We start from the raw sequence: 23,627 nt of genomic DNA, 5'->3' as shown, positions 1-23,627 counted from the left end.
AAATTCGTTGCTTTCAGTTTAGGAATCAACTTGTAAACGGTGTATTTTTTGGCCGTTGAATGAAAAAAATTCGACCAGGTTATCCGCCAATTCATGGCTCATTTTCCTAGGCAAATAACGTCCTTTAGAAAATTCCCTTACCGGTTATTTCGAAACCTAAGGTTGTTCGAATCGCTGACGTTATCACTAAGTATTGAACGTACTTGGAGGATGAAATGAATTTTTCCACGACCGGCGAGATTGCTTGCAAAGTGCGCATCAACCCCATCATGCTGGTTAGCGGTCAAGGTGTATCAAGCCGTGCAATTCGATATCGGGGCAAACACACGCTGCGTGCCTTGCTGGGATTCCTGGATAGTCAGCGCGAGGTTCGCGCGCTGGTCTTCAGCCACACATCCGACGGGGAAATGTTATGGGTCGACATCCAGACCGGGGAGTCAAGAAGCTTTGAGGAGTGGCGATTCGAAGCGGCATGATCGACGTATCATGAGCGACGTATCATGAGCGACGTATCAAGAGGCCGGCGTCCCCGCGATCATCGGGGCGCAGCATTCAGGTAATAAACACGATCCGATCTCCCACCGTCGAACCGCATTCCACGAAATACGCAATGCGGGCAGCCCTTACGTCAAGAAGAACGCGGTCGATACCTTCAACACCGGGACTTTCATGCAAATGCGTCTTAACAATGACTCTCGAGCTCGGCTTGGCTAACGCGTCAAGCCGGATTTCAACGAGATACTTTATGGCGTCTCGTTGGTTCATAAAATACAGAATCATTAACAACGTGTCCTTACCGCAGTTAAAGCGACGCTAATCAACACTACGTTCCATCGGGTCCGAAAGTGGCACGAAACACGAGAATGCAGGCAGATGCCAGCGCTCTGTTACTGGACGGAGATTTCACCCGACATGACGTCGATCCAGACAGGGCCGTCTTCAGCTTGGTGGCTGTAGACAAGCGCCCGTACCTGTGGTCCCGCTATTCTCAGAAAGCGCAGTACATCGCTCCTGCGTTGCTTGCCGCGATAAGGAACGCGACGTACCCTTTGATCACATTCCATCAGCAATACAACGTCGTTACACTTAAGAAGCCGCTCGATCATTGTTTCGCTCAACCCATGTGAAAGCTCGGCTGCCCTTGTTCGCTGCATGACCGGCATGACGCCGTGATCCGCCAGCGAGCCAACCGGCTCCGGTGACGAGGGAAAGTGAGTGACATTCCCCAGCGCCTGACTCGCATGCTCGGCGGTGTGCCGCACGATTGATGCATTCCGGCTGGGAACGTCGCGAACACCTGTGCGCTTCCTGGCGCTAGTCATTTACATCCGACCGCACAGGCGATGGCCGATACGCCCGCCACGGCACCCACGATTCCGCCCAGGGCAAACGTTTCCACCGAACTGGCGCAAGCTTGAAGATTGAGTATGCAAAAGAGCATCGCGATGAAAATGAAGCGCCGCAATATTTTCTCCCTCGACAGTCGTTGCTGCGGTTTGGACCGGCCAGAACTCCGGGGCACCTGACGCAGTTTCCCGTCATGGCCCTGATGTGCATTTGAAGGAGTCAACGCAGAAGACGCCATGCACGCATAGAGAGGTTAGAGCGCTTTGAAGAGGGGCATTTCGGCAATTACGGGCTGTAGATGCCATCTGCTTACCGGGCATTACCTGGACGGGTGCGCGAACGCAACAAGCCCTTAGCCGGTCTTTTCGCGCCGCGCTGGGGCAATCGGTCGTACGTGATTCAGAGCCTGATGCGAATGGAATTTCGGCGGGACACAATCAAGCTGAAACTACGGCGGCTGGATAGTCCGCTTAAGCTAACCCGGGGCAACCCGGGTACATCTGTCAACACGATGCAAAGACCCATGACGCACCCTGCGTGGCCTACGCAAAAGGGCCGACCTGATTCAACCAGAGGTCGTTTAGTTGCGGAAGGTTCCACTGTTTGGGGTCTTCAATGGCCACTATCCGGTCAGCGCCCTTTAATTTCTTCAGGTCTACTATCTGAGGGAAGACCGGTTGATTCGACTTGCATGAGAAGAACGTCTTTACTGTCGGCGCGAGGATAGACCTGCTGCCTTGATCGAGCACGACAGCAAGAAAGCCCGATTCAAGCCGAACCAGTGAGCCCACCGGGTAGATGCCCAACGTGCTGATGAACGCCGCGAGAATGGTCTTGTCGAACTGCCCCTCCCACGACGCCATGCTGCGAAGGGCCTGAGTCGGATGCCAGGATGATTTGTATGGCCGCTCGGATGTCACTGCGTCGTACACGTCGCAGACCGCACCCATCCGGGCCAGCAGGGGAATGGCTTTATCCTTGAGCCCGTGGGGATATCCACGGCCATTGACCTTTTCGTGGTGGTGCAGAGCGACCTCCAGCACCCCGGCACTGACGTCGGCTGACTGCAGCATGAGCCAGCCGTCGTAGGAGTGTTTCTTGGCGACCTCGTACTCTTCCACACTCAGCTTCCCGGGCTTGTTCAGCACGGCCAGCGGCATAAGCGCCTTGCCCAGGTCATGCAGCAAACCGGCCACGCCGGCTTCCAGCACACCTTGCTCGTCAAGCTCGAGTTCGCGCGCCAGCGCCGTCATCAGCGCACACACGGCAACGGAATGCATATACGTGTAGCCGTCGTGGTGCTTCAGGCGCGCCACGCTGGTCAATGCGTACGGGTTGCGAATAACGGACGCGGCAATGCTCTGCACCAGCGGCATCATGCTGGTGCCAGACACAGCTCTTCCCATGCGGGCTTGCTGAAACACCACCTTCATCTCATTGGAGGCTGATTCAAACAGACGCTTTGCGTGCTTGATTTCCTCGCCTACCGGTCTTCGCGGCAGTTGCGTGCGCGCCGTAACGAATAGCTGATCGTCCCCCGTCTGCGCGGCCGAGCTGCCTGCGTCGAACGGGTCAACCGGTTCGCCCTGGCAGTCCTCAGAGCACGACAGACCTCGATCCGTATCGATCACAATGGACGTAATTCCGCTTGCGATGATCCTCTCGATATCGATAACGGTGAGCAAAAACGAGTTCTTCCAGAATGGGTGATCGAGCCAGCGCCGATCCAGACTGTGCAGGAACATGCCAGGACGCAATAAAGAGGCTGCGACCGTTTTCAACATAAGCCAACTCCGATGAGCCATGTTTTGGAACTAGCGAAGGGAGAAGCCAGAACACCGTCAGCTTCGGCCTACACGTACGCGCTCCACCAATGCACTGATCAGATCCTTGATTTCTTTCACCCCGGCACCCTGATTGCCCGGGCGAGCGGCTCAGGCCGTCAGATTCAATCCGGTCATTGGCCTTGAGCGCCGTACCTCAATGACAATGACAGTCTGCGCGGCTCGCTCCAGGCTAGCGGACCCCGTTGCATCGCTAGCGCCAGGGCTCGCCGCTGATGCCTGATCACTCGCCAAACTTGCCCTTCGATACGGAATGATCGCGCGTACCGGCCAGTGAGCATTAAAGAATGACCGCAATATTTCCCAGACGCCTTACACCGGCTTACCGCACATTCAATAGGGCGACCCCACGTTGCCTTGCGCAGCTAGCGGTCAGACTGACCGTAAGCTCTAAGTAAAACGCTCAACCAGCGCCGGTCGTACCCTCCTTTATCCGCCAGCTTCGCCGTCGGATCGTCCCTAGCGTACCTCACGCCGCTTTCAAAAAACCCGCTGGTCAGCCGTTTACGTGCTCGTTTAACAACAGTCTGGTTCAACTGGAAATATTTGGTAAGTACAGACCGAACCGCCGTTCTTTTCCTTGCATTCCAGGCATCGAATCCAGCCGAATATGAATGAAAGGCCCATTCTTCCAGCGATAACGATGACCCTCTTCAAGACCACCCTGATCTCCGTGATTCTATTAGGTAGTCCGCTTGTGGCTCACGCCACCAGCTTCGATTGCAACCTCGGTCACTCGGCAACTGAAAAGCTGATTTGCCACAACCCGGATTTATCGAAGCTCGACGATGAACTCGGAAAGCTGTATTGGAAAGCACGCCGCGCAGTTGCGGATAAACGTTCATTCCGTGCGGACAGCGATGCCAAATGGACTTGGCGAGAAACGCATTGCACGGATGAAACGTGCCTCACGACGTGGTATTCCGGCCGTATTGGAGAACTTCAGCAATTGGTCGATGACCTGCAATCCATCTCGAAGCCCTCGCCTGTTCGCACAGCCTCAGAGCGTGTATTGCCGGAATCCACGATTGCCATAGGTCAATGCACCGTTGCCGAGCCCGGTATGATTTCGCTCGATAACTGCAGGTCGGCGATGAAATCCAATATGCATTGGAAATACGACGTGCATGGAGGCGACTGGTTCTGCGGAGTCGCCGTGCTGGATGAATCGAAATTGCCTGCGGTCGCCCTGCAATGAGCGAGCGGATCGACATTGTCAGCAATGGGTCATTCGAACACCGCCTGCTCGCCGAACGCGTTATTTAAAAAATTCAATACCCTCATTTCTCAAGCCAAGCCTTGACCTAGCGCCGGTGGCCTCCCGAGAACGCGTGCATGCCACCCCCAAATCGCGATGGTCCGCCACGAAAGCCGAAGCCCATCGATGCGCCAACGTGCATATGACCCATTTGATGAAAATGGTTGAAGTGGGAAAAGTGGTGGAAGCGATCGACGAAAATAAAGCTCACGCCCCCGCCAATGAAAAGCGGCGGCCCCCAATACCATGGATCGGGATACGGGTAGTACGCGACCGGGTACACAAGCATGCTGCCATCAGGGCTCTCGACGATCTGCCAGGTTCCATCGCTTTGCAGGCACGCCCGTCCCACGACTTGCTGCGTCGATCCATCAACATCCGCTTGTCCCGCTACGGCACGGCAATTGGCGCCGTAATCAACATCTGCACCGGCTGCATCGTCGTACGTTTGCGCAAGCGCGGGCGCAGCGAAACCCAGGACAGCAAGCATTATTCCCAACCGAAGTAACTGACGCATCATCATCTCCTGCGTGGACCCGTGCACGCCCCGTTACGCCAGCGTCGATTGACGCATAGCGCGTGCTTGCACCGCTTGGGGCGCGGTATATGGATTAAACGATCGAAGCCGTGAAAATATTCCGGCATCGCACGCAACCAGAAACAATCGGCGGAGGTAAACGACGACGCCTTTGCCCGTGCCTGATACCACTAAGTGGCCGCTGCGGCTTTATCGTGGAAATCCTTAGAGCGGACACACTTGGCATGTGCTCAATTTGGCATAAGCTTAATGTCAGGCAACCCTTGTTGAGCCTGCGTCACACTGTCTGCAAACGCGGCTCTTATCGTGATGGAACGCTATCCGTCTTGCTTGTTTCACCCGGATGCCGTGCGCGCGCTTTCCGGCACAGCGGCCTTACTATTGCGCAAAGCGGTGGCCCTTTTCGCGGGGCTGGTGCTCTGCAGCGCCGCAGCCGCAAGCCCGGTTGTCGTGGTCATTCCGCTTAACGGCGCTGTCGGTCCGGCTAGCGCCGACTTCGTCGTTCGCGCGCTTGCCCGGGCGGCTGAAGAACGCGCTCAACTGGCCGTGCTCGAGATCGATACGCCCGGCGGACTCGACCAGTCGATGCGCTCGATCATCAAGGCAATCCTCGCATCGCCCGTTCCCATTGCTGCGTTCATTGCGCCGGGCGGGGCGCGGGCGGCCAGCGCCGGCACATACATTGTCTATGCAAGCCACATAGCCGCGATGGCGCCCGGCACCAACCTCGGCGCCGCTACGCCTATTCGTATCGGTGCAGGCGGGTCCACTGAGCCTGAGCCGGGACAGGCCAAGACAGACGCGGGTGCATCGGCGTCTGCCGGCATGAACGCGGCATCGACCGAAACCACCAAGCAAGTCCAGGATGCAGCGGCCTACATACGTGGCCTCGCGCAACTGCGCGGCCGCAATGTGCAGTGGGCCGAACGCGCGGTACGCGAAGCGGTCAGCCTGTCGGCGAGCGAAGCGCTTGCGCAGAACGTGATCGACCTGAACGCGTCCGACGTACCCGATCTGCTTGCGAAGCTGAACGGCAGGCATGTGCACACGATCACGGGCGATCATGTCCTCGCCACATCCGGCGCGGTTGTCATGACGATCCAGCCCGACTGGCGCAGCCGCTTTCTAGCGACCATTACCGATCCGAGCGTAGCGCTCATTCTCATTACGATCGGCATGTACGGCCTGTTCTTCGAGTTCGCGAATCCCGGTCTCGCGTTACCCGGTGTTGCAGGCGCAATCAGCCTGATGCTGGGCCTGTTTGCATTGCAATTGCTGCCCGTCGACTTCGCCGGGCTGGGCTTGATCCTGCTCGGCATCGCCTTTCTCATTGCCGAGATTTTCCTGCCCACGTTCGGCACGCTCGGCTTCGGCGGCATCGTCGCCTTTGCCATGGGCGCGCTCATGCTGTTCCGTACCGATGCTCCCGGCTACGGCATTCCGGTGGCGCTTGTGGCCGGCCTGACTATTGCCACCGCGCTGTTCGTGTTCGTTGTGTCGAGCATCGCGCTGCGGGCACGTCGGCGACCCGTGGTAAGCGGAGCGGAAGCAATGCTCGGCAGCATCGGCGAGATGCTGGAAGACGTGGCGCCAAGCGACAGCGGCTGGGCTCGCGTGCACGGCGAACGATGGCGTGTGTCTTGCCACGAATCTTGCCACGAAGCGCCTGCACTGCTCGCACGCGGAGAGCGAGTGCGGGTGCTCGGGCGTCATGGCCTGATGCTGAGCGTGGCGCGGCTGGACGAAGTAAAACAAGGAGAATAATGATGGTCGGATTCACGTTTGGCTTCAGCGGCGTCTTGCTGGCGCTGGTCATCCTTATCGTGTTCTCGTCAATCCGCATTTTTCGCGAATACGAGCGCGGTGTCGTCTTCATGCTCGGCCGCTTCTGGAAGGTCAAGGGGCCGGGCCTTGTCCTCATCATTCCGGCGGTGCAGCAAGTCGTGAGAATGGATCTGCGCACCGTCGTCTTCGACGTGCCGCCGCAAGACGTGATCACTCGCGACAACGTGTCGGTGAAGGTGAATGCGGTGGTCTACTTTCGCGTGGTCGATCCGGAGAAGGCTGTAATCCAGGTCGCCCGTTTCTTCGAAGCAACCAGCCAGTTGTCGCAGACGACCTTGCGCGCGATCCTCGGCAAGCATGAACTCGACGAGCTGCTGGCAGAGCGCGAGCGCCTCAACATGGACATTCAAAAGGTACTTGATTCGCAGACCGATGCATGGGGCATCAAGGTATCGAATGTCGAAATCAAGGACGTCGACTTGAACGAGACCATGGTGCGCGCCATCGCACGGCAAGCTGAAGCCGAGCGCGAACGGCGCGCGAAGATCATCCATGCAGAGGGCGAATTGCAGGCGTCGGAAAAGCTGCTGCAGGCCGCGCAAATGCTCGCCCAAGCGCCGCAAGCCATGCAACTGCGCTATCTGCAAACACTGACCACCATAGCCGGTGACAAGAATTCGACCATCATTTTCCCCATGCCGATCGATCTGATCAGTTCGCTTCTTGAACGGCTCAAGGGGCCGGCGCAAAGCTGATCGTGATCAATAGGTGCACGGCAGGGGCCTCGTGAGAATCATGCGCAAACTACATTAATGAAAAAAATAAATGAATTTGACGTCTAATTCCTCAAGCGGTAGATTCGGGTTCACGCTAATTGAAGTTTTTTGATTACGCTTAACCGATGAGCGCAAGGCTGCTCAATCGATCACCCCTTTCATATCGCCAACATTCTTCGATGCTCGCTCAACCACCTCGCCCTGGCGTTCCCGGCAGCCCACTGATCCGATTCGCGGTGGTCACCGTCCTTACCGGGATCGGCGCCGGCCTGGGCGGCATGGCGTTGGCGCTCCTCCTGCATTTTCTCCAGCACGTCGCGTACGGCTACAGCATCACGCATCTGGTCGGGCATGAGAGCTTCTATGAGGGCGTCGTGGCGGCATCGGCTAGCCGGCGCGTCGCCGTGCTCGTGCTCTGCGGTCTCATTGCAGGCTGCGGCTGGTTCATCATCTATCGCTATGGGCGGCCGCTGATCAGCATCAAGAAGGCCGTTGCATCCGACGACCCGCGCATGCCTCCCGTCACCACGACCGCGCATGCCCTGCTTCAGATCATCACCGTTGCGCTGGGCTCGCCGCTCGGCCGCGAAGTTGCGCCCCGCGAGATCGGCTCCTTGCTTGCAGGATGGCTGTCGCATTATGCCGGCCTCACCGTCGAGCAGACCCGCTTGATGGTGGCTTGCGGGGCAGGCGCCGGGCTCGCTGCCGTGTACAACGTTCCGTTTGGCGGAGCGATCTTTGTTCTCGAAGTATTGCTCCGGTCGTTCGAGCTGCGTGTCGTGATTCCCGCGCTGGTCACCTCGGTCATCGCGGCCGTCGTCGCGTGGCTCGGCCTCGGGGACGAATCGCAATACGTCGTGCCGCACTTTGGCTTGAGTGCGAACCTCGTGACGTGGTCTATTGTCACCGGTCCCGTATTTGGCGTCGCCGCATTCGCGTTCGTCCAGTTGACAACGAAAGCCCGCGCGGCCGCACCGAAGGGATGGACGCTGCCGCTTTTATCGCTCGTCAACTTCCTGATCATCGGCTTGCTCGCGGTGTCGTTCCCGCAGATCCTCGGCAACGGCAAGACACCCGCGCAACTGGGCTTCAGCAATGAGCTGACCATCGGCCTTGCAGCAACGCTGCTGGTCATCAAGGTAGCCATAACCGCCAGCAGCCTGCGCGCGGGCGCCCAAGGCGGCCTGCTCACTCCCGGCATGTCTAACGGCGCGCTGCTCGCTATCGTGCTGGGCGGGATCTGGACATTGATGTGGCCGGGTACGCCCATGGGTGCTTTCGCGATTGTCGGGGCCACGGCCTTTCTCGCTTCGTCGATGAAAATGCCAATTACCGCGCTCGTTCTCATGGTCGAGTTCACACGTGTGGATCACGATTTCATCGTGCCCATGTTGTGCGCGGTGGCCGGATCGATCGCGACCAATCGCTTGCTTGAACTCAGGATGCAAGCGCAGCAGGCGCGAACTTCAAACGCGAGCTCCGAACTCAAAGGCGGCGCCATATCGCGAGGCTGAAGGGGATCAGCCCTGGCAGGCCAGCGCAAGCAACTCCGTCAGGTGCATCGCTTCACGGCGCGTGCCGTGGCGGATTTGCTCACGGCAACTGAAGCCATTGGTCAGCACGATTGTGTCTTCGCTCGCTTGTCTTATCGCCGGGAAAAGAGCCTGCTCGCCCGCGCTATCTGCAATGACGATATGCTCGGGATGAAAACCAAATGATCCCGCCAGACCGCAGCATCCGCTGTCCAGCAGCGTCACCATCGCCTCGCGCAGTCAGGAGAAGCTGGACGCCGTTGCGGCAGACATTGGCGCACATGGGCGCACCGCTGTGATCGACACAACCGACGAAGCTTCCGTGGAGGCCTTTTTCGCCAAGGCCGGACGCTTCGATCACGTTGTGATCTCTGCCGCGCAAACACCCGGCGGCCCTGTGCGCGAACTGGCGCTCAGCGATGCCTATGCCGCCATGAACAGCAAGTTCTGGGGCGCGTATCGCGTGGCGCGCGAGGTGAAGATTACCGAAGGCGGCTCACTGACACTGGTCTCCGGTTTCCTCAGCGTGCGTCCAAGCAAGAGCTCGGTGTTGCAAGGCGCGATCAACGCTGCGCTGGAAGCACTGGCCCGTGGCCTCGCGCTGGAGTTGTCGCCGGTGCGGGTGAACACGGTGTCGCCCGGGTTGATCGCGACGCCGCTTTGGTCGAGGCTCGACGAGCAGGCTCGTCAAAGCATGTTCGAGGGCGCCGCTGCCCGCTTGCCCGCGAAACGTGTTGGCCAGCCGGAAGACGTCGCTAACGCTATCGTCTATCTAGCGAGCACGCCATATGCAACGGGGTCCACCGTGCTCGTGGACGGTGGCGGCGCAATCGCGTGACTCGTCGACTGACAATACAGGAACCAACACCATGAGCACGAAATACAAAGCACTGGTCGCCGGTGGCCTTGGCGTCATCGGCCTGCAACTGGTGGAACATCTGGCCACCTTGCCGGAGTGGGAAGTGATCGGCCTGTCGCGGCGCGTGCCCGGTGGCGAGACAACCGCCTCTTACATCGCGGTCGATCTGCTGGACCCCGCCGATGTCCAGGCGAAGCTGGGCGGCCTCACCGATATCACCCATATCTTCCATGCGGCTTATCAGGAAAAGCCCACGCCGCAAGCGCTGATCGATGCCAATCTGGGCATGCTGCGTCACCTCGTGAACACAGTGCAGGCCGCATCGCCAGCATTGCAGCGGGTTGTGCTGTATCAAGGTGCTAAGTACTACGGCGCGCATCTGGGCAGCTTCACCACACCGGCGCGCGAGGACGATCCGCGTCACATGCCGCCCGATTTTTACTACGACATGCAGGACTGGCTGCTCGCCGAGACCGAGGGCAAGCGCTGGGATGCAACAGTACTGCGCCCCGACGTGGTGTGCGGGTTTGCGCTCGGCAATCCGATGAACCTTTCCATGCTGATCGCCGTGTACGCATCGATCAGCAAGGAGCTCGGCCTGCCGTTGCGCTTTCCTGGCACGGCAGAGTGCTATGGCAAGCTCGCGCAGGTCACCGACGCCGCACAGCTCGCGCGTGGATCCGTATGGGCCGCGACCGAGGCGCCCGGTGGCGAGAGCTACAACCTCACGAACAGCGATCTGTTCCGATGGAACCAGTTGTGGCCTGCCATTGCCGACTATTTCGACATGCCGCTAGCGGAACCGCAGACGCTGAACCTGAGCGCTTACATGGCCGACAAAGGCCCGCTGTGGGAGCGCATGACGGCCAAATACGGGCTCGCGCCAGTGCCGTATGAGCACGTAGCGGCATGGGGCTTTGGTGACTTCATCTTCCGCTGTGACTGGGACGTGATCACCAGCACGACGAAGATTCGCCAGGCGGGTTTCCACGACGTAGTGGACAGCACCGCAATGTTCCTTCGTCTCTTCGATGAGTTCCGAGCCCGCAAGGCGATCCCCTGATCCGTTAATCGCCCGGTCTGCTGTGGTCTGCGAAAGCGCAGGTTGTTATTTAAAACTGTTCCCGATTAATACCAATCGTTAAGCACGTTCCCGGGCAAGGCCTCTGGGACAGATCCGTAAAGAATCGATATATGAGGAAAAACCTGTTTCAGACGGAACCGCTTATGCTTGGTTACGTCGCTGCCAGGTTCTCCTCCTCCTGGCGGCGACGCTCCGTAAGCTTTAACCCGCGCCTTCGAGAGAGGTGCGGGCTTTTTTTTCGCATGTCATCGCGAAGACTACTGCGCGACTAGTGCGAAACCGTTCCTATGTCGCTGACCTTGACGCTTGCGGATCGAGGTTGAACGGCTTGCTTGATCAGCAACGCAATGCATGCGACCACGCCGGGCACCGCCACTACAGCGAAGATGTTTTCGAAACTGAAGTGCTGCCGGGTCAGTTCAGCGACCAGGAACGAGCCCGCTATGCCGCCGAACCGGCCAATGCCGAGCATCCATGCAACGCCGGTACCGCGCCCCTGGGTCGGATAGAACGCAGCCGCCAGTGCGGGCATGGACGACTGTGCCGTGTTCATCAGTACGCCTGCTGCAAAAACGACGACTATCAGCAAGGTGATATTGCCGACCGCGTGACCAATGCAATACACGCTGATGGCGGTCAATGCATAGCATGCCCCAATGATGCGGTTCGGATTGAACCGGTCCATCAGGACGCCGCATAGAACGGCGCCCACCCCGCCAAGCGGGAACAGCGCGGAAATCAGCGTGGCGCGCTGCGGACTCAGACCCGCTTCCTTCAGCAGAATCGGCATCCAGTTGATCGATGCATAGAAGATGACGAGTCCCATGAAATAGGTCAGCCAAAGCATCACCGACCCAACGATGTACTCCCGCGACAGCACCAACCGGATACCACTTTTTCCAGGCACGGCCTGAGCCTGTTCCGTCATCACGAATGAAGCGGCGTTGGCGGCGCTGCGACCGATACGGCCAAGCGTTGCGCGAATTTTTTCAACGGGATGCGCATGGGCAACCCGGTAACGCACCGACTCCGGAAGCGCAATGAGCAGCACGACCGCCAGCAACAGCGGAGTCACGCCGCCCAACACCAGAACGCTGCGCCATCCGAAAGCGGGAATCATCCACGCCGCGAGAAACCCGCCGAACGCCGCCCCGAGCGGGAAACCGCAGAACATCAGGTTGATCAGGGTTGCGCGTCGGCGATCCGGACAGAACTCGCTCATGATCGTCACCGCATTCGGCATGGCTGCGCCTAGTCCGAGTCCCGTGATGAAGCGCAGTATCGTCAAGTGCGTCAGGTCGCCGGAGAAAGCGGAAGCCAGGCCGGCGACACCGAAGATCACGACCGATGTAATCAGAAGCACGCGCCGTCCCAGGCGGTCGGAAAGCGGACCGGCGAGGAGCGCACCGAACGCCAGTCCGAACAACGCGGCGCTCAGGACCGGAGCAAGCGCAGGCCTGCTGATATTCCACTCGGTGATCAGTGACGGGGCGATGAACCCGATAGCGGCCGTGTCGAATCCGTCCAGCAGGACGATGACAAAGCACATTACAAAAATCAGCCATTGAAACCCGCCGAACGGGTGTTCATTGATGAAGGTCTGAACGTCGACTGACGGACTCCTGCTCATGTCTCTTCCTTATATGTTTTGTTACGTCGTCACCGGGCGTGCCGAACGACACGAGGTTGCTGACTGCTTGATCGCTTAGTGCACAAAAAGGGCCGGGGCTGACGAAGATTCACTAATCGACAGCACCATCAGGCATGCCGCTGGCTTGGTCGAGTTACTCAGTTTAGTCCGGCATATCCGATCCTAAAAGCTCGCACTTACGTTGAAAACGCCAGGTGTTCGAAACTCAGGAAGCTGCGGTCTGTTCCCTGTTCCCCCTCCTCTTTCGTTGACATCGGGTGACGGATGACGGCCATCAGGGCGGGCTGGTTTTTGCGCGGCGGAAGAACTCCAGCTATAGCGTGCACGCGCTCTGTTGCTTGGCTCTGCGGCGGGGATACTAGTGGGGGGAGATCAGCGTCGACTATGCGGGGCAACCCCTAGGCGCAGGCGTGCGTGTCCGGCGCTTAGCCTTTGATCCGCTTGGCATAACGCTTCTCAGGCACTATCCGGGATTTGTATAGTGGATATCGCCGAGAGCGGGTTGGGTTTGCTAAAGGGCGTGCAGTTGTTTAAAGCCGCTAACGACGCCTGATAAGGCTAAAGTGGCGAGCGTCAGCCCGCCACTCCGGTGACTCAATCAAATCCGTTTTAATGCGAGCGTCACGCGTGCAGCACGAGCTTCTGTACGCGCCAGTTCAGGAGTTCGGCAACGAACAGCACGTTCTCCGATGGACAAGCCATCTGGTGAATCCAGCCGAACTGCTTCAGTTGCTTGCCCGATTCGCCGAGTACCCCCAGCACCTCGCCCTCGAGCGACAGTTTGTAGATGCGCCCGGGGAAGGCATCTGAGCTGTACAGCACCTGGTTCGGTCCCGGCGAGATGCAGATGGCCCACGGCGAGCCGGGTGCAAACGTGCCGGCGGCTATGGCTGCCTCATCGGGCGCATAACCAATCGCTGGCCGCGCGCCGGGAGGCACCGGCACATCGATAGTGAACTGGCGCTGGAAATTGCCTTCCCCGTCGAACACCTGGATGCGCCGGTTGCTTCGGTCGGCTACATAGACGCTCCCCTTGGCATCAAGCGCGATGCTATGCGGCGTGTGGAACTGTCCGGGTCCGGTGCCGCGCTCGCCCCATGACTTCAGCCAGTTACCGTCCTTGTCGACCTTGGCCACGCGTGAGTTGATATACCCGTCGCTGATATAGCTGTTGCCGGCGGCATCCCAGGCCACGTCGGTCACCTGGCGGAAGCGTCCCGGTTCCGCGGGCAGCGGCGGATTCGGATGCTTGAGCGGACCGGTCTCCTCATCGGCCGCCTCTTGCTTGCGGCCGAAGACCATCGCAACACGGCCATCGGGCGTGAACTTGATCACCATGTCCGAGCCCTTGTCCGTCACCCAGATATTGTCCTCGCGATCCACCTTGACCATATGCGCGAAAGACCAGGCGTAGAGGTTGCGGCCAATCTCGCGGACGAACCGACCATTCGGTGCGAACTCAAGCAACTGAGCCGCTGCGGCACCGTAAGCCGGGCCGCTCGTATTGCCCCGCGAGAGCACGAAGATATGGCCTTTGGAGTTCAGCGCGACGCCCGAGCATTCGCCGAAATAGGTGTCGCGCGGCAAATGCAGTGGATTAGGGACCGAGTCGTAGGCGATGGTCCGGGTCGTATCGGTGTCGGCGTAGGCCGAATGCGGCAGCAACGCGAGTGCCGCGGCGCCCTCGGCTGCGAGGGCCAGGAAACGGCGACGGGTCAGCACGCGGGTGGCTGGATCACCGCAGCATGGGCAGGATAGTGGATGTGCTTGAAACATTAATCTCGCTCCTTGTTGTTCGTGACGATGGCGCTGGACGCCATGTTTATTGAACGGGACCAGAAGGCAAGGTTACGCATGTCAAGGACCTTCCGGTCGTCCCCTGCGCTGGCGCATAGTCTTCTTGGTCATCCGAGCACGCCAGCGTGGATTTCACTATAGTGCACAACATGAACGGCAGATGCAGAGTTCGCGTCCGCTTAACGCCGGGATCTCATTTCAAACCCGCGCCCTGATGCGCCATTGTTTGCTTTTAGCCGCTGTACGCGCCACCGTGCCGCCCGACTCTCTTTCCCCTATAGAGAAACCCACGTTGCAGCGTGGCGTCCTGGTGAATATCGAAATGGTCAAGCCGGTCGATGTCGATGTCGATTTCCCAATGCGTCGTTCATCGTGCATATAGGGCCACGATCCGGCAATGCGCCTATGGACGCGCCGTATCGCGCCCCATTTCATTCCGGTTAATTCCCCTCAACCACGAGGAGAGCATTCATGACTTCGATTACCATGCCGCTACTCTTTCCTACCGATAAATGATGACACGACGCTTTCTTAAACTTGCCATTGTGCTGGGCCTGATTACCGCCGTAGGCCCGTTTGCCATTGACATGTACCTGCCCGCCCTGCCTTCTATCGGGGGAGCGCTGCATGCCACTCCGGCCGAGGTGCAGATGAGCCTCATGGTGTTTTTTATCACGCTCGGGGTCTGCCAACTCGTGTACGGGCCGCTCTCGGATATCTTCGGCCGCAAGATGCCGATCTATGTCGGCCTCGCGATTTTTACCATCGGCAGCGTGGGCTGCGCCTTTGCGCCGGACGTGCACGTGCTGATCGGTTTTCGCGTGCTCCAGGCGTTGGGGGCGTGTGCCGGCATGGTCGTTCCGCGCGCCATCGTGCGTGACCTTCATACCGGTCACGATGCCACCCGGCTCATGTCGCTGCTGATGCTTGTCGTGAGCGTTTCTCCGCTATTGGCGCCGCTGACCGGCAGCTTCATCATTGCGGCGTTCGGCTGGCGCGGTGTCTTCTGGGCGCTGACCGTAGCGGGCGGACTTGCGCTCGTGCTTGCGGCTACGCAGTTGAAGGAGACGCGGGAAATCCATCATCGTGCCGATAGCTCGTGGGCAAGCGCGTTCGCGGGGTATCGCAAGTTACTTAGTGATCCGACATTCCTTGGCCTCACCTTTGTCGGCGCGTTCGGCATGTCGTCATTTTTCATCTACCTGGCAAGCGCCTCGTTCGTGATCATCAACCACTATGGCTTGTCGCCCACCATGTTCAGCCTGTGCTTCGCGCTGAACGCGGCGGCGTTTTTCGGCTTCAGCCAGTTGACTGCGCGCCTCACTGCCAAGTACGGTCTGCCGCGCGTCATTCGCGTAGCGGTTACCGGCTTCGCGATCTCGATGAGCATCGTAGCCGTGCTGTTTCTGGCGGGTGCCGACAGCCTCGCGCTGATGATGGTTTTCCTGTTTATCGGATATGGCTTCCTGGGGCTTGTCTTGCCCACTTCCGCGGTGTTGTCGCTTGAGAGTCATGGGACAATTGCGGGTACGGCTTCGGCGCTGATGGGTGCATTGCAGTTTGTCGTGGGCGCTGCTGTGATGGCCGTGTCCGGCTTGTTCGCCGACGGCGCGCCAAAGCCAATGGTGGTCGCAATCGCGCTCTCGGCGTTGGTGGCATTTGCCATCGCCCGCCTCACCCTGCGCACCGAAAACGCAAGGCTGCCAGCGGCGGCAGAGTAAAGAACTCACGTGGCATTGAGTGGCGATCGCGGTCCCGTAGCCCCTCAATGCACTTGAGCCCTAGTGGGGCCTTAATAGGGTCTTAGGCTAGGGTCTTAGGCGCGCCTTGCGTTTTCGCCCTTCAATTGGCCTTACAAAGAATTGCCGTCATCACCGGTGTGACTTCGTGAACGATAGCGGCGCTGCCCGTTTGACGCAGGCGGTCCCTGACGTCGTCCGACGCTCCTGTCACCACCACGCCGTATGCCCAGTCCGCAACGGGATCGCCCTTGCCCGGCTTGAAGAGCGGATCGTCCTTCTCATAGCCCAGCACTACAAAGACCGGAAAATCGAACGCCGTCAGCTTCACGCCCCGCACAGGCCGGAACGCGTTGATTGAATTCTTCTCGACATGCATGGGCTTGAGTTGTATCTCGCCACTCTGCATCAGCGCGCTGATGAACACGTGGCCCGTCGATTTGCAATCGAGCTGTTCTTCTATCGCACTTGCATGTGCGAATGTCGATAACAACCCGAAGGGCGCGAGCGCGACCACGACGACAACCCGAATAAGCTTGGTGACCTGTCTGGCGACCCGCATGGTTGGCCTCTATTTTTTTCGACGTTGCATCGACCGCGGCGAACTTTTTGGTCGGGGTGTTTCACTCTACCTGCATCGGTAAATTGTTGCCGGATTGCCAGATGCCATTGAGCCCGTACAAACATCGTGATTCCGTAGCAGACGTGCAAGCCGGCACTCGGCTTGCAGCACGTGAAACCGGACTATCACGACGTTCAAACCTCCGCTTGCGGAATCACCCCATTGCGGGCGCTATTGCCTGTCGTGTCCGTTCTCTTTCGAACTTTCAAACATTTTTACCGGCACCGTTTCGAGGTTTTCTACTAACTCCGATGCGCCGGCCCACACCTCTGGCGCGCGTCACAAATGCGCCTTTACATTTTCGATATTGTTCATTAGCATTCGAATTCGAACATTATCGGTTCGATAGATTTTCTTAATTGATACGAGCGACTAGCGTGAATCGAGACACAATGGCTGATGTACTGGTCGTCAAACGAGATATTGGCCGAACTGGCATCGCGTGCGATATGGTGGAACCCGACCTGACGGTGTTCCTTTGCGAACAAATCGAGTTCGTTTTCCACTCGTCGGTGTCGCGCACCGGATCGATCAACGACGGCTCGCGCGGATGAAATCTGGCGATATGACGCGATAGGGGATCGCCGCCAGGAAACCCCGCGGCACAGGCAACGCGTCCGGCATTCAATGAAATAGCGCGGTAGTCAGCGAATGAACCCACGCCTTCATCCCGCCTGTTAGGCGGCCCTTACCCAACCGCATGAAACCGCTAGCCGGATTTAACGCCGCAATCAAAATGTAATTTTTGTAGAAACTTCAGTCTCACCGAAACCGCAGTCAAAACAAGAAATCAGCAACGCCGCGAGGCATCATGCACGAAGCGGCGGTCCATTTAAAAACCAGTGGAGAAGACAATGCAGGAGCAATACATCCTCGCGCTCGACCAGGGCACGACGAGTTCACGCGCAATGGTGTTCGATCGCCAGGGCAACGTAGTGTCAGTCGCGCAAAAGGAATTTGGCCAGATCTATCCACAACCGGGCTGGGTCGAGCACGACCCGCAGGAAATCTGGTCGACCCAGGCTGGCGTAGCCGCCGAAGCCGTCACCCGCGCGGGCCTGAACGGTGCATCCATAGCCGCTATCGGCATTACCAACCAGCGCGAGACCACCATTGTCTGGGATCGCGAAACCGGCCAGCCAATCTATAACGCCATTGTCTGGCAAGACCGCCGCACCGCCGACTTCTGCGACCAGTTGAAGGCGCAGGGGCTGGAAGAAAAGGTCCGTGCCAAAACGGGCTTGCCTATTGATTCGTACTTCTCCGCGACCAAGATCCGCTGGATACTCGACAATGTTGAAGGCGCCCGCGAGAAAGCGAAGCAAGGACGTCTTGCCTTCGGTACGGTCGATAGCTGGCTCGTCTGGAATTTCACGAAACACAGCTTGCATATCACCGACGTCACCAACGCGTCGCGCACCATGCTCTTCAATATCCACACGCTCAAGTGGGATGACGAACTGCTCGACGCGCTCGATATTCCGCGCAGCATGCTGCCCGAAGTGCGGGCCTCCTCGGAGGTGTACGGCCCGACCAAGACCACGGTATTCGCCTCGAAGATTCCCCTTTCCGGCATTGCAGGTGACCAGCACGCCGCCCTCTTCGGCCAGATGTGCACGAAGTCCGGCATGGTGAAAAACACCTACGGCACCGGTTGTTTCCTCGTCATGAACACGGGCGACAAGCCGATCGAATCGCGCAACAACCTGGTCACCACCATTGCATGGCAGATCGGCGATCAGGTCAACTATGCGCTGGAAGGCAGTATTTTTATCGGTGGCGCTGTCGTGCAATGGATTCGCGACGGACTTGGCATCATCAAGAGTGCGAATGAAATCGAAGCGCTTGCGCGCAGCGTGCCGCATAGCGACGGCGTCTATATGGTGCCCGCCTTTGCCGGCCTGGGTGCGCCCCACTGGAATGCACGCGCACGCGGCACGCTGTTCGGCGTGACACGTGGCACGACCTCCGGCCACATTGCACGGGCGGCGCTCGAAAGCATCGCCTTTCAATCAATCGATGTGTTGAGGGCCATGGAAGCCGACTCCGGCATCCGCATCGGCGAATTGCGCGTAGACGGCGGCGCGGTCGCCAATGACCTGCTGATGCAATTCCAGGCCGACATGCTGGGCGTGGACGTAGTCCGTCCGCAGGTCAGCGAGACCACTGCGCTGGGCGCGGCGTATCTGGCCGGGCTGGCAGTCGGTTACTGGAAAGACGTGAATGAACTGCAAAGCCAATGGAAGCTGGACCGTCGTTTCTCGCCGGATATTGCGGCCGACGAGGTCAAGCGCCATATGCACGGTTGGCAACGTGCGGTAAATGCCGCCAAGGCGTGGGCTGACGCTACCTGAGTTCCAGGTTGAACTCACGTTGAACCTGCGTTCAACGTGAGCCTCGGTCACGTCATCCCGGCCTTCTTTACCGCAACGCAATTATTCTTTTAGGAATCCTTCTCGTGTCATCAACTATTGCGAAACCTACCGGCAGGCAATTTGTCGGCGAACTCATATCCGAGGCCATCGCCGTCCTCATCATCATCGCGTTCGGTGATTCAGTGGCGTGCATGTATGTGCTATACGATCCCAGCCCGTATGTGAATGCTTACTGGGGTGTCTGCATGTCGTGGGGCCTGGCGGTGACGCTGGCCATCTATGTGACCGGCTCCATTTCGGGCACTCATGCCAATCCCGCGGTAACGCTCGCTCTTGCACTCTTCCGCGGTTTCTCGTGGAAGAAAGTGTTGCCCTACTGGGTAGCGCAACTCGTTGGCGGCATGCTGGGCGCCGTCATTGTTTATGCGCTGTTCGGGCCGGTGATCGACCATTACAACCTGGTTCATCATCTGTCACGGGCGGACGGCGGCGCAGCGGGCGTGTTCTTCACGCATCCGGGCCTGGCCATCACCCCCATGCACGCGTTCTCCGATGAAGTCATCCTGACGGCGTTCCTTTTGTTCGGCATTTTCGCCATCACCGAGCAGTTCAACGAAATGGCGCCCCAGGCAAATGCGGGTGCGCTCATGATCGGGTTCCTGGTGGCAATCCTCGGGTCATCGATGGGCTATCTGGAAGCCTGGGCAATGAATCCGGCCCGCGATCTTGGCCCGCGTTTGTTTGCGTACTTTGCGGGCTGGGGTTCGTCTGCGCTGCCTTCGCCGGACAACTACTGGTGGATTCCCGTGGTCGCTCCGTTGATAGGCGGCGTGATTGGCGGCGGCGCTTACCAACTGCTGATCCATCCTTTCCTGCCGGCGCGCGTGCGCGCATTGCAAGCGGAGGTCAATGGCGAGGACTGCGAGCAAGGACAGCGCATCTGATAGGTTGATTGACTGACTTGGCGCCAAGCCGATGCAGCGGCTAAGCGCCGGACGTTGGTTAGTCCGGCGCTTAGCCGCTCAATGCTGCGCTCAATACCGTTATCTTCGCCATTGTTTCTGTCAGCGGCCGCGCAACGTCCCTCATTCGCGCGAGTGCCCGCTTAGCGGCACTGAGCGACGGGCTATTTTCGAGCTAGGCGCACTACGGTTAACAAAGCAAAGCCGCCGGCCTGCAGTAGCTACACTACCGTCCGAATCACTGACCGTTGGACACCGGCGCGACCGCGGTTCCGCTCGTCGGCGATTGCGACATTGACGTTCCATTCTCCGTTGCTCCACCGTAACCGCTGGCGGTATCGCCGGAATGCACGCGTGCTTCGGCAGTCTGGATATCATTCGGATAGGCTGCCTGCGGTGAGGTTGGGCGCCATCCCGCGCTCTCGAGCTGGATGAGATCAGCGCGCACCTCGGCACGTGTGACGGGTTGATCGGTGGTTTGGGCAAACGAGACGGCGGGAGCAGCCAGGACCAAAGCAAGTGTTGTGCAGATCAGTGCTTTCATAATGAGTAGCCTCTTTGAAAAGTGGCTTCACTCTCAATGAATGAAGCCGCGCTCCATCGTCCGGTAAGCGACGGTAAGCAACTTCATTCTGCGCGGCGGGCACTGACTCGAAGCTGACGCCCAGATGACAAGATCGTCATCTTGTACATCCCTGCATTCGAAGATAGAAACTGGTTGAAGATATCGAACGTATTGAATTGCAGTCCCTGAACGGCGTCTCGGTCATCAAGATGTCCCTGATGAAATGCCGTTGAAAGGCGGTAAGCCGGCACACGGACCGTTCGCTTTTTTTGATGCGATTCCGGGCGGCGTTCGAACGTCGCTTCGAAAAATTGCGGCGCTGCTATCAGGCGGCACTCGGCCAAGCTATTAAAAACGCCACCGGTTCCCGCTGGTGTTCAGGTTACTGCCTGGATCTATCACCCGCGTGGTCATCATGCTCTTGCGATTCGCGCCGGGAATGCTTCAATGCGTCGAATATTCCCCATATGGCAATCGCGAATCCAGTCCCGAACCCGCAAGCCAACAACACGTAAGTACTCATCTGCGACCTTTAATGGGGTGAAGCAATGCCTGATGATGCACCCATTCGCTCATCGCGCCCGGCGGGTCGAACCCGCAGGCCATGTCGGCATGAGTCCGCGCAAGCATCGCTGTCCCGGATACTACCGATGCATCCTTTCAAAACCCATGCCATGCCTCGCGCGTGCGGACACGCGGACCATGCCGATGGGCCGTGACGCATTGTCAGTCAGGCACGGGCACGGTATCGAGCGCCGCCCAGCTAACGCTCGATACGCCCTTATCCATGCTGAGCCGGCTCGCGACGGCTTCAACCTTTGATTGATATTTCGGATGTGTTTCGAGCGTTGCGATCACTTCCACTCGCCGGGAATCGTCGTCGAGATCTGTGCTGCTAAGTCCCTGGAACGACAGCGGCGCGGACACCATCGAGTTGGTGATCAACGCCCGGATATTCACCTCATCTTCCGCGCGACAAACTACCGTCAATACGTATTTGCGCACGAGGTCTGCGGAAGCCACCGGCGCAGTATTGATTGCGCGCCCGATTTCACGCAGTACGGTATTTGTGAACAAGATCACCAGGGTTCCCGCGATGGCGGGTCCATAGTGCGATGCCCCGCAAAGAACGCCGACGGCTGCCGAGCACCACAAGGTGGCCGCCGTATTGATCCCCTGGATTGCGCCCTGTTCGCGCATGATGACGCCGCCGCCCAGGAATCCCACGCCGGATACCACATACGCCGCAATTTGCGTCACGGTCGTGGTTCCATTCCCGGTCATGGCGCCAAGGATCACAAACAAGCAGGCGCCGCTGGTCACCAGGGTGATGGTGCGCAGGCCCGCCGTTCGCTGCCGCATCTGTCTTTCCAGACCGATGGCAATGCCGCACGACAAAGCCGCTATCAGGGGAAGAATGTATTCGTAGATCATAGAGCGATTCTTTGAATTGTATTGTTCGCATGCACTGCCTGACAAAGACCGCTCAAGCACCCTCGATGGCCGCGCCGACGCAATGCCGACGCGGCTCACCGTATTGTCCGCGTGTGACAGTCCGATGACAGCAGGCCGACCACTTAGCTGGAAGTCGGGCGTTGTCAGCAATCCCTGCTCTATGGCATTCTTACGCCATGCCCACGATCAATCCCGCTACTGCTCGTACCTGGTGCCGCTCCTGAAGGAGCGGCATTGTCACGTCTTTTTTTAATGACCATGACCGCCGCAGTCCGGCCGACATGGCTTCATCTCCCGGTTCGCTCGTCCTGCGGTGGTTCTCCAAGAGAACCCGTTTATGCACGATATGCACGACACTCCGCCTTCCGCACCGCGCCTCACCGTCCTGACCGGTGACCGCCCGACCGGGCCGCTGCATCTGGGCCATTATGTTGGCTCGCTGAAAACCCGGCTAGAGCTTCAGGAAACACATACGCAATACCTCCTCGTCGCCGATACCCAGGCCATGACCGACAACGCTCATGATCCGGAGAAAGTGCGTCGTAACGTACTGGAAGTGGCGCTGGATTATCTGGCTGTCGGCATTGATCCGGACAAGAGCACCATCGCCGTGCAATCAGCTCTGCCGGCCCTCGCCGAATTGACCCTGCTTTACCTGAACTTTGTCACCGTCGCACGCCTCGAACGTAACCCGACTATCAAGGAAGAGATTCAAGCCCGCGGTTTTGGGCGCGATATTCCGGCAGGCTTTTTATGTTATCCCGTGGCGCAAGCCGCCGATATCACCGGGTTCAAAGCGCATTTCGTTCCGGTGGGAGAGGACCAGGCTCCGTTGATTGAACAGACCAACGAAATCGTTCGCCGCATCAACCGGCAAGCGGGCGTCGATGTTCTGCCGGAAGCCGAGGCATTGATCCCGGCGATGGGCCGCCTTCCCGGCGTCGACGGCAAAGCCAAGATGAGCAAATCGCAGAACAACTCGATTGCGCTTTCGTCCTCGCCCGACGCCATACGCGAAGCGGTGAAACGCATGTACACCGATCCGGCCCATCTGCGCGCGTCCGATCCAGGAACCGTGGAGGGCAACATGGTCTTTACGTATCTGGACGTATTCGACGACGACCGCGCCGAGGTGGAACGCCTGAAGGCGGCGTATCGCGCAGGAGGGCTCGGCGACATGGCGCTCAAGCATCGACTGGAGGATAAGCTGCAGGCGCTGATCGCCCCCATACGGGAGCGGCGGGAACGATTCGCGCAGGATCCGCAATACGTCTTTAGTGTGCTTAGGGAAGGCACGCAGCGCGCCAAGGCTGTCACGCAACAAACGCTGGATGAGGTACGGACGGCGCTAGGGACGTTTTCGTTTGAATCGATAAGCGCTTAGGAAAAACCAAGCCCCGTTGCAGAGCGCCACCCATGCGCGATCGATATGGTTATC

At 58.8% G+C, this 23,627-nt stretch carries 21 protein-coding genes; 12 read left to right on the top strand and 9 right to left on the bottom strand.

The window, feature by feature from the left end:
• The first annotated feature begins 215 nt into the window (after positions 1-215).
• Entirely contained in the window at positions 216-476 is a 261-nt protein-coding gene (locus ACSQ36_RS38870; RefSeq protein ID WP_213762856.1) for a hypothetical protein, read from the top strand.
• Between the two features lie 411 nt (positions 477-887).
• Here the strand turns inward: ACSQ36_RS38870 and ACSQ36_RS38865 are convergent, their stop codons facing one another.
• Positions 888-1,262: a hypothetical protein gene (locus ACSQ36_RS38865; protein ID WP_213762857.1), complete on the bottom strand. Its 375-nt coding sequence runs from the start codon at positions 1,260-1,262 to the stop codon at positions 888-890.
• A gap of 627 nt (positions 1,263-1,889) precedes the next feature.
• On the bottom strand, positions 1,890-3,131 hold the full coding sequence (locus tag ACSQ36_RS38860) for an HD-GYP domain-containing protein (RefSeq protein ID WP_436186215.1): 1,242 nt from the start codon (positions 3,129-3,131) through the stop codon (positions 1,890-1,892).
• Positions 3,132-3,834: 703 nt separating this feature from the next.
• Between ACSQ36_RS38860 and ACSQ36_RS38855 the strand changes: the two genes are divergently transcribed.
• A complete protein-coding gene (locus tag ACSQ36_RS38855) occupies positions 3,835-4,389 on the top strand; it encodes a lysozyme inhibitor LprI family protein (protein WP_213762859.1) in 555 nt (184 codons plus the stop codon).
• 106 nt (positions 4,390-4,495) lie between these two features.
• Here ACSQ36_RS38855 and ACSQ36_RS38850 read toward each other — a convergent pair whose 3' ends face one another.
• On the bottom strand, positions 4,496-4,966 hold the full coding sequence (locus ACSQ36_RS38850; protein ID WP_255631217.1) for a hypothetical protein: 471 nt from the start codon (positions 4,964-4,966) through the stop codon (positions 4,496-4,498).
• A 330-nt stretch (positions 4,967-5,296) separates the two neighbouring features.
• Here ACSQ36_RS38850 and ACSQ36_RS38845 point away from each other — a divergent pair, with 330 nt between their 5' ends.
• The 3 genes from ACSQ36_RS38845 (at position 5,297) to ACSQ36_RS38835 (ending at position 9,062) form a co-directional block, all read left to right on the top strand.
• The gene (locus ACSQ36_RS38845; protein ID WP_436186479.1) at positions 5,297-6,751 is read left to right on the top strand and encodes an NfeD family protein; all 1,455 of its coding nucleotides are present in this window, start codon (positions 5,297-5,299) and stop codon (positions 6,749-6,751) included.
• Positions 6,752-6,753: 2 nt separating this feature from the next.
• A complete protein-coding gene (locus tag ACSQ36_RS38840; protein ID WP_213763055.1) occupies positions 6,754-7,527 on the top strand; it encodes a slipin family protein in 774 nt (257 codons plus the stop codon).
• Between the two features lie 200 nt (positions 7,528-7,727).
• A complete protein-coding gene (locus ACSQ36_RS38835) occupies positions 7,728-9,062 on the top strand; it encodes a chloride channel protein (protein WP_436186214.1) in 1,335 nt (444 codons plus the stop codon).
• Positions 9,063-9,068: 6 nt separating this feature from the next.
• Here the strand turns inward: ACSQ36_RS38835 and ACSQ36_RS38830 are convergent, their stop codons facing one another.
• Positions 9,069-9,308: a hypothetical protein gene (locus tag ACSQ36_RS38830; protein WP_213762862.1), complete on the bottom strand. Its 240-nt coding sequence runs from the start codon at positions 9,306-9,308 to the stop codon at positions 9,069-9,071.
• On the opposite strand from ACSQ36_RS38830, the gene ACSQ36_RS38825 reads away from it, so the two are divergent.
• Positions 9,289-9,918, top strand: a complete 630-nt coding sequence (locus ACSQ36_RS38825; protein WP_213763059.1) for an SDR family oxidoreductase — start codon at positions 9,289-9,291, stop codon at positions 9,916-9,918. The genes ACSQ36_RS38830 and ACSQ36_RS38825 overlap by 20 nt on opposite strands.
• Positions 9,919-9,949: 31 nt before the next feature.
• On the top strand, positions 9,950-11,002 hold the full coding sequence (locus tag ACSQ36_RS38820) for an SDR family oxidoreductase (protein ID WP_436186213.1): 1,053 nt from the start codon (positions 9,950-9,952) through the stop codon (positions 11,000-11,002).
• 289 nt (positions 11,003-11,291) lie between these two features.
• On the opposite strand, the gene ACSQ36_RS38815 is transcribed toward ACSQ36_RS38820, so the two are convergent.
• Complete coding sequence (locus ACSQ36_RS38815) at positions 11,292-12,653, bottom strand: MFS transporter (protein WP_436186212.1); 1,362 nt, start codon at positions 12,651-12,653, stop codon at positions 11,292-11,294.
• Between the two features lie 642 nt (positions 12,654-13,295).
• Complete coding sequence (locus ACSQ36_RS38810; RefSeq protein WP_436186211.1) at positions 13,296-14,450, bottom strand: peptidyl-alpha-hydroxyglycine alpha-amidating lyase family protein; 1,155 nt, start codon at positions 14,448-14,450, stop codon at positions 13,296-13,298.
• Positions 14,451-14,986: 536 nt separating this feature from the next.
• Between ACSQ36_RS38810 and ACSQ36_RS38805 the strand changes: the two genes are divergently transcribed.
• On the top strand, positions 14,987-16,192 hold the full coding sequence (locus ACSQ36_RS38805) for a multidrug effflux MFS transporter (RefSeq protein ID WP_436186478.1): 1,206 nt from the start codon (positions 14,987-14,989) through the stop codon (positions 16,190-16,192).
• A gap of 121 nt (positions 16,193-16,313) precedes the next feature.
• On the opposite strand, the gene ACSQ36_RS38800 is transcribed toward ACSQ36_RS38805, so the two are convergent.
• Positions 16,314-16,772, bottom strand: a complete 459-nt coding sequence (locus ACSQ36_RS38800) for a hypothetical protein (RefSeq protein WP_436186210.1) — start codon at positions 16,770-16,772, stop codon at positions 16,314-16,316.
• Positions 16,773-17,224: 452 nt separating this feature from the next.
• Here ACSQ36_RS38800 and ACSQ36_RS38795 point away from each other — a divergent pair, with 452 nt between their 5' ends.
• The 3 genes from ACSQ36_RS38795 (at position 17,225) to ACSQ36_RS38785 (ending at position 20,151) form a co-directional block, all read left to right on the top strand.
• Positions 17,225-17,386 (top strand): hypothetical protein, encoded by a 162-nt coding sequence (locus ACSQ36_RS38795; protein WP_436186209.1) that lies wholly within the window; start codon positions 17,225-17,227, stop codon positions 17,384-17,386.
• Between the two features lie 300 nt (positions 17,387-17,686).
• The gene (gene glpK / locus ACSQ36_RS38790; protein WP_436186208.1) at positions 17,687-19,186 is read left to right on the top strand and encodes a glycerol kinase GlpK; all 1,500 of its coding nucleotides are present in this window, start codon (positions 17,687-17,689) and stop codon (positions 19,184-19,186) included.
• A 104-nt stretch (positions 19,187-19,290) separates the two neighbouring features.
• Positions 19,291-20,151: an MIP/aquaporin family protein gene (locus ACSQ36_RS38785; RefSeq protein WP_436186207.1), complete on the top strand. Its 861-nt coding sequence runs from the start codon at positions 19,291-19,293 to the stop codon at positions 20,149-20,151.
• Between the two features lie 256 nt (positions 20,152-20,407).
• Here the strand turns inward: ACSQ36_RS38785 and ACSQ36_RS38780 are convergent, their stop codons facing one another.
• Both ACSQ36_RS38780 and ACSQ36_RS38775 read right to left on the bottom strand, forming a co-directional pair.
• Complete coding sequence (locus ACSQ36_RS38780) at positions 20,408-20,713, bottom strand: DUF4148 domain-containing protein (RefSeq protein WP_436186206.1); 306 nt, start codon at positions 20,711-20,713, stop codon at positions 20,408-20,410.
• Positions 20,714-21,460: 747 nt separating this feature from the next.
• Positions 21,461-22,168 (bottom strand): MgtC/SapB family protein, encoded by a 708-nt coding sequence (locus ACSQ36_RS38775; protein ID WP_213762870.1) that lies wholly within the window; start codon positions 22,166-22,168, stop codon positions 21,461-21,463.
• Between the two features lie 367 nt (positions 22,169-22,535).
• Here ACSQ36_RS38775 and trpS point away from each other — a divergent pair, with 367 nt between their 5' ends.
• Positions 22,536-23,573 carry a tryptophan--tRNA ligase gene (trpS, locus tag ACSQ36_RS38770; RefSeq protein ID WP_213762871.1) on the top strand — a complete coding sequence of 346 codons (1,038 nt, stop codon included), beginning with the start codon at positions 22,536-22,538 and terminating at the stop codon, positions 23,571-23,573.
• Positions 23,574-23,627: the final 54 nt, after the last annotated feature.

Source organism: Caballeronia sp. LjRoot34, from assembly GCF_964253815.1.
Taxonomy (GTDB): domain Bacteria; phylum Pseudomonadota; class Gammaproteobacteria; order Burkholderiales; family Burkholderiaceae; genus Caballeronia.
Note: the sequence above shows the minus strand (reverse complement) of the source record. Positions and strands in the feature narration are given on the sequence as shown.

Excerpts from the sequence above, each read along its gene's own strand:
- ACSQ36_RS38870 (WP_213762856.1), top strand. The coding sequence starts at position 216 with ATGAATTTTTCCACGACCGGCGAGATTGCTTGCAAAGTGCGCATCAAC.
- ACSQ36_RS38860 (WP_436186215.1), bottom strand. The coding sequence starts at position 3,131 with ATGTTGAAAACGGTCGCAGCCTCTTTATTGCGTCCTGGCATGTTCCTG.
- ACSQ36_RS38855 (WP_213762859.1), top strand. The coding sequence starts at position 3,835 with ATGACCCTCTTCAAGACCACCCTGATCTCCGTGATTCTATTAGGTAGT.
- ACSQ36_RS38850 (WP_255631217.1), bottom strand. The coding sequence starts at position 4,966 with ATGCGTCAGTTACTTCGGTTGGGAATAATGCTTGCTGTCCTGGGTTTC.
- ACSQ36_RS38845 (WP_436186479.1), top strand. The coding sequence starts at position 5,297 with ATGGAACGCTATCCGTCTTGCTTGTTTCACCCGGATGCCGTGCGCGCG.
- ACSQ36_RS38840 (WP_213763055.1), top strand. The coding sequence starts at position 6,754 with ATGGTCGGATTCACGTTTGGCTTCAGCGGCGTCTTGCTGGCGCTGGTC.
- ACSQ36_RS38835 (WP_436186214.1), top strand. The coding sequence starts at position 7,728 with ATGCTCGCTCAACCACCTCGCCCTGGCGTTCCCGGCAGCCCACTGATC.
- ACSQ36_RS38830 (WP_213762862.1), bottom strand. The coding sequence starts at position 9,308 with ATGGTGACGCTGCTGGACAGCGGATGCTGCGGTCTGGCGGGATCATTT.
- ACSQ36_RS38820 (WP_436186213.1), top strand. The coding sequence starts at position 9,950 with ATGAGCACGAAATACAAAGCACTGGTCGCCGGTGGCCTTGGCGTCATC.
- ACSQ36_RS38815 (WP_436186212.1), bottom strand. The coding sequence starts at position 12,653 with ATGAGCAGGAGTCCGTCAGTCGACGTTCAGACCTTCATCAATGAACAC.
- ACSQ36_RS38810 (WP_436186211.1), bottom strand. The coding sequence starts at position 14,450 with ATGTTTCAAGCACATCCACTATCCTGCCCATGCTGCGGTGATCCAGCC.
- ACSQ36_RS38805 (WP_436186478.1), top strand. The coding sequence starts at position 14,987 with ATGACACGACGCTTTCTTAAACTTGCCATTGTGCTGGGCCTGATTACC.
- ACSQ36_RS38800 (WP_436186210.1), bottom strand. The coding sequence starts at position 16,772 with ATGCGGGTCGCCAGACAGGTCACCAAGCTTATTCGGGTTGTCGTCGTG.
- ACSQ36_RS38795 (WP_436186209.1), top strand. The coding sequence starts at position 17,225 with ATGGCTGATGTACTGGTCGTCAAACGAGATATTGGCCGAACTGGCATC.
- glpK (WP_436186208.1), top strand. The coding sequence starts at position 17,687 with ATGCAGGAGCAATACATCCTCGCGCTCGACCAGGGCACGACGAGTTCA.
- ACSQ36_RS38780 (WP_436186206.1), bottom strand. The coding sequence starts at position 20,713 with ATGAAAGCACTGATCTGCACAACACTTGCTTTGGTCCTGGCTGCTCCC.
- ACSQ36_RS38775 (WP_213762870.1), bottom strand. The coding sequence starts at position 22,168 with ATGATCTACGAATACATTCTTCCCCTGATAGCGGCTTTGTCGTGCGGC.
- trpS (WP_213762871.1), top strand. The coding sequence starts at position 22,536 with ATGCACGACACTCCGCCTTCCGCACCGCGCCTCACCGTCCTGACCGGT.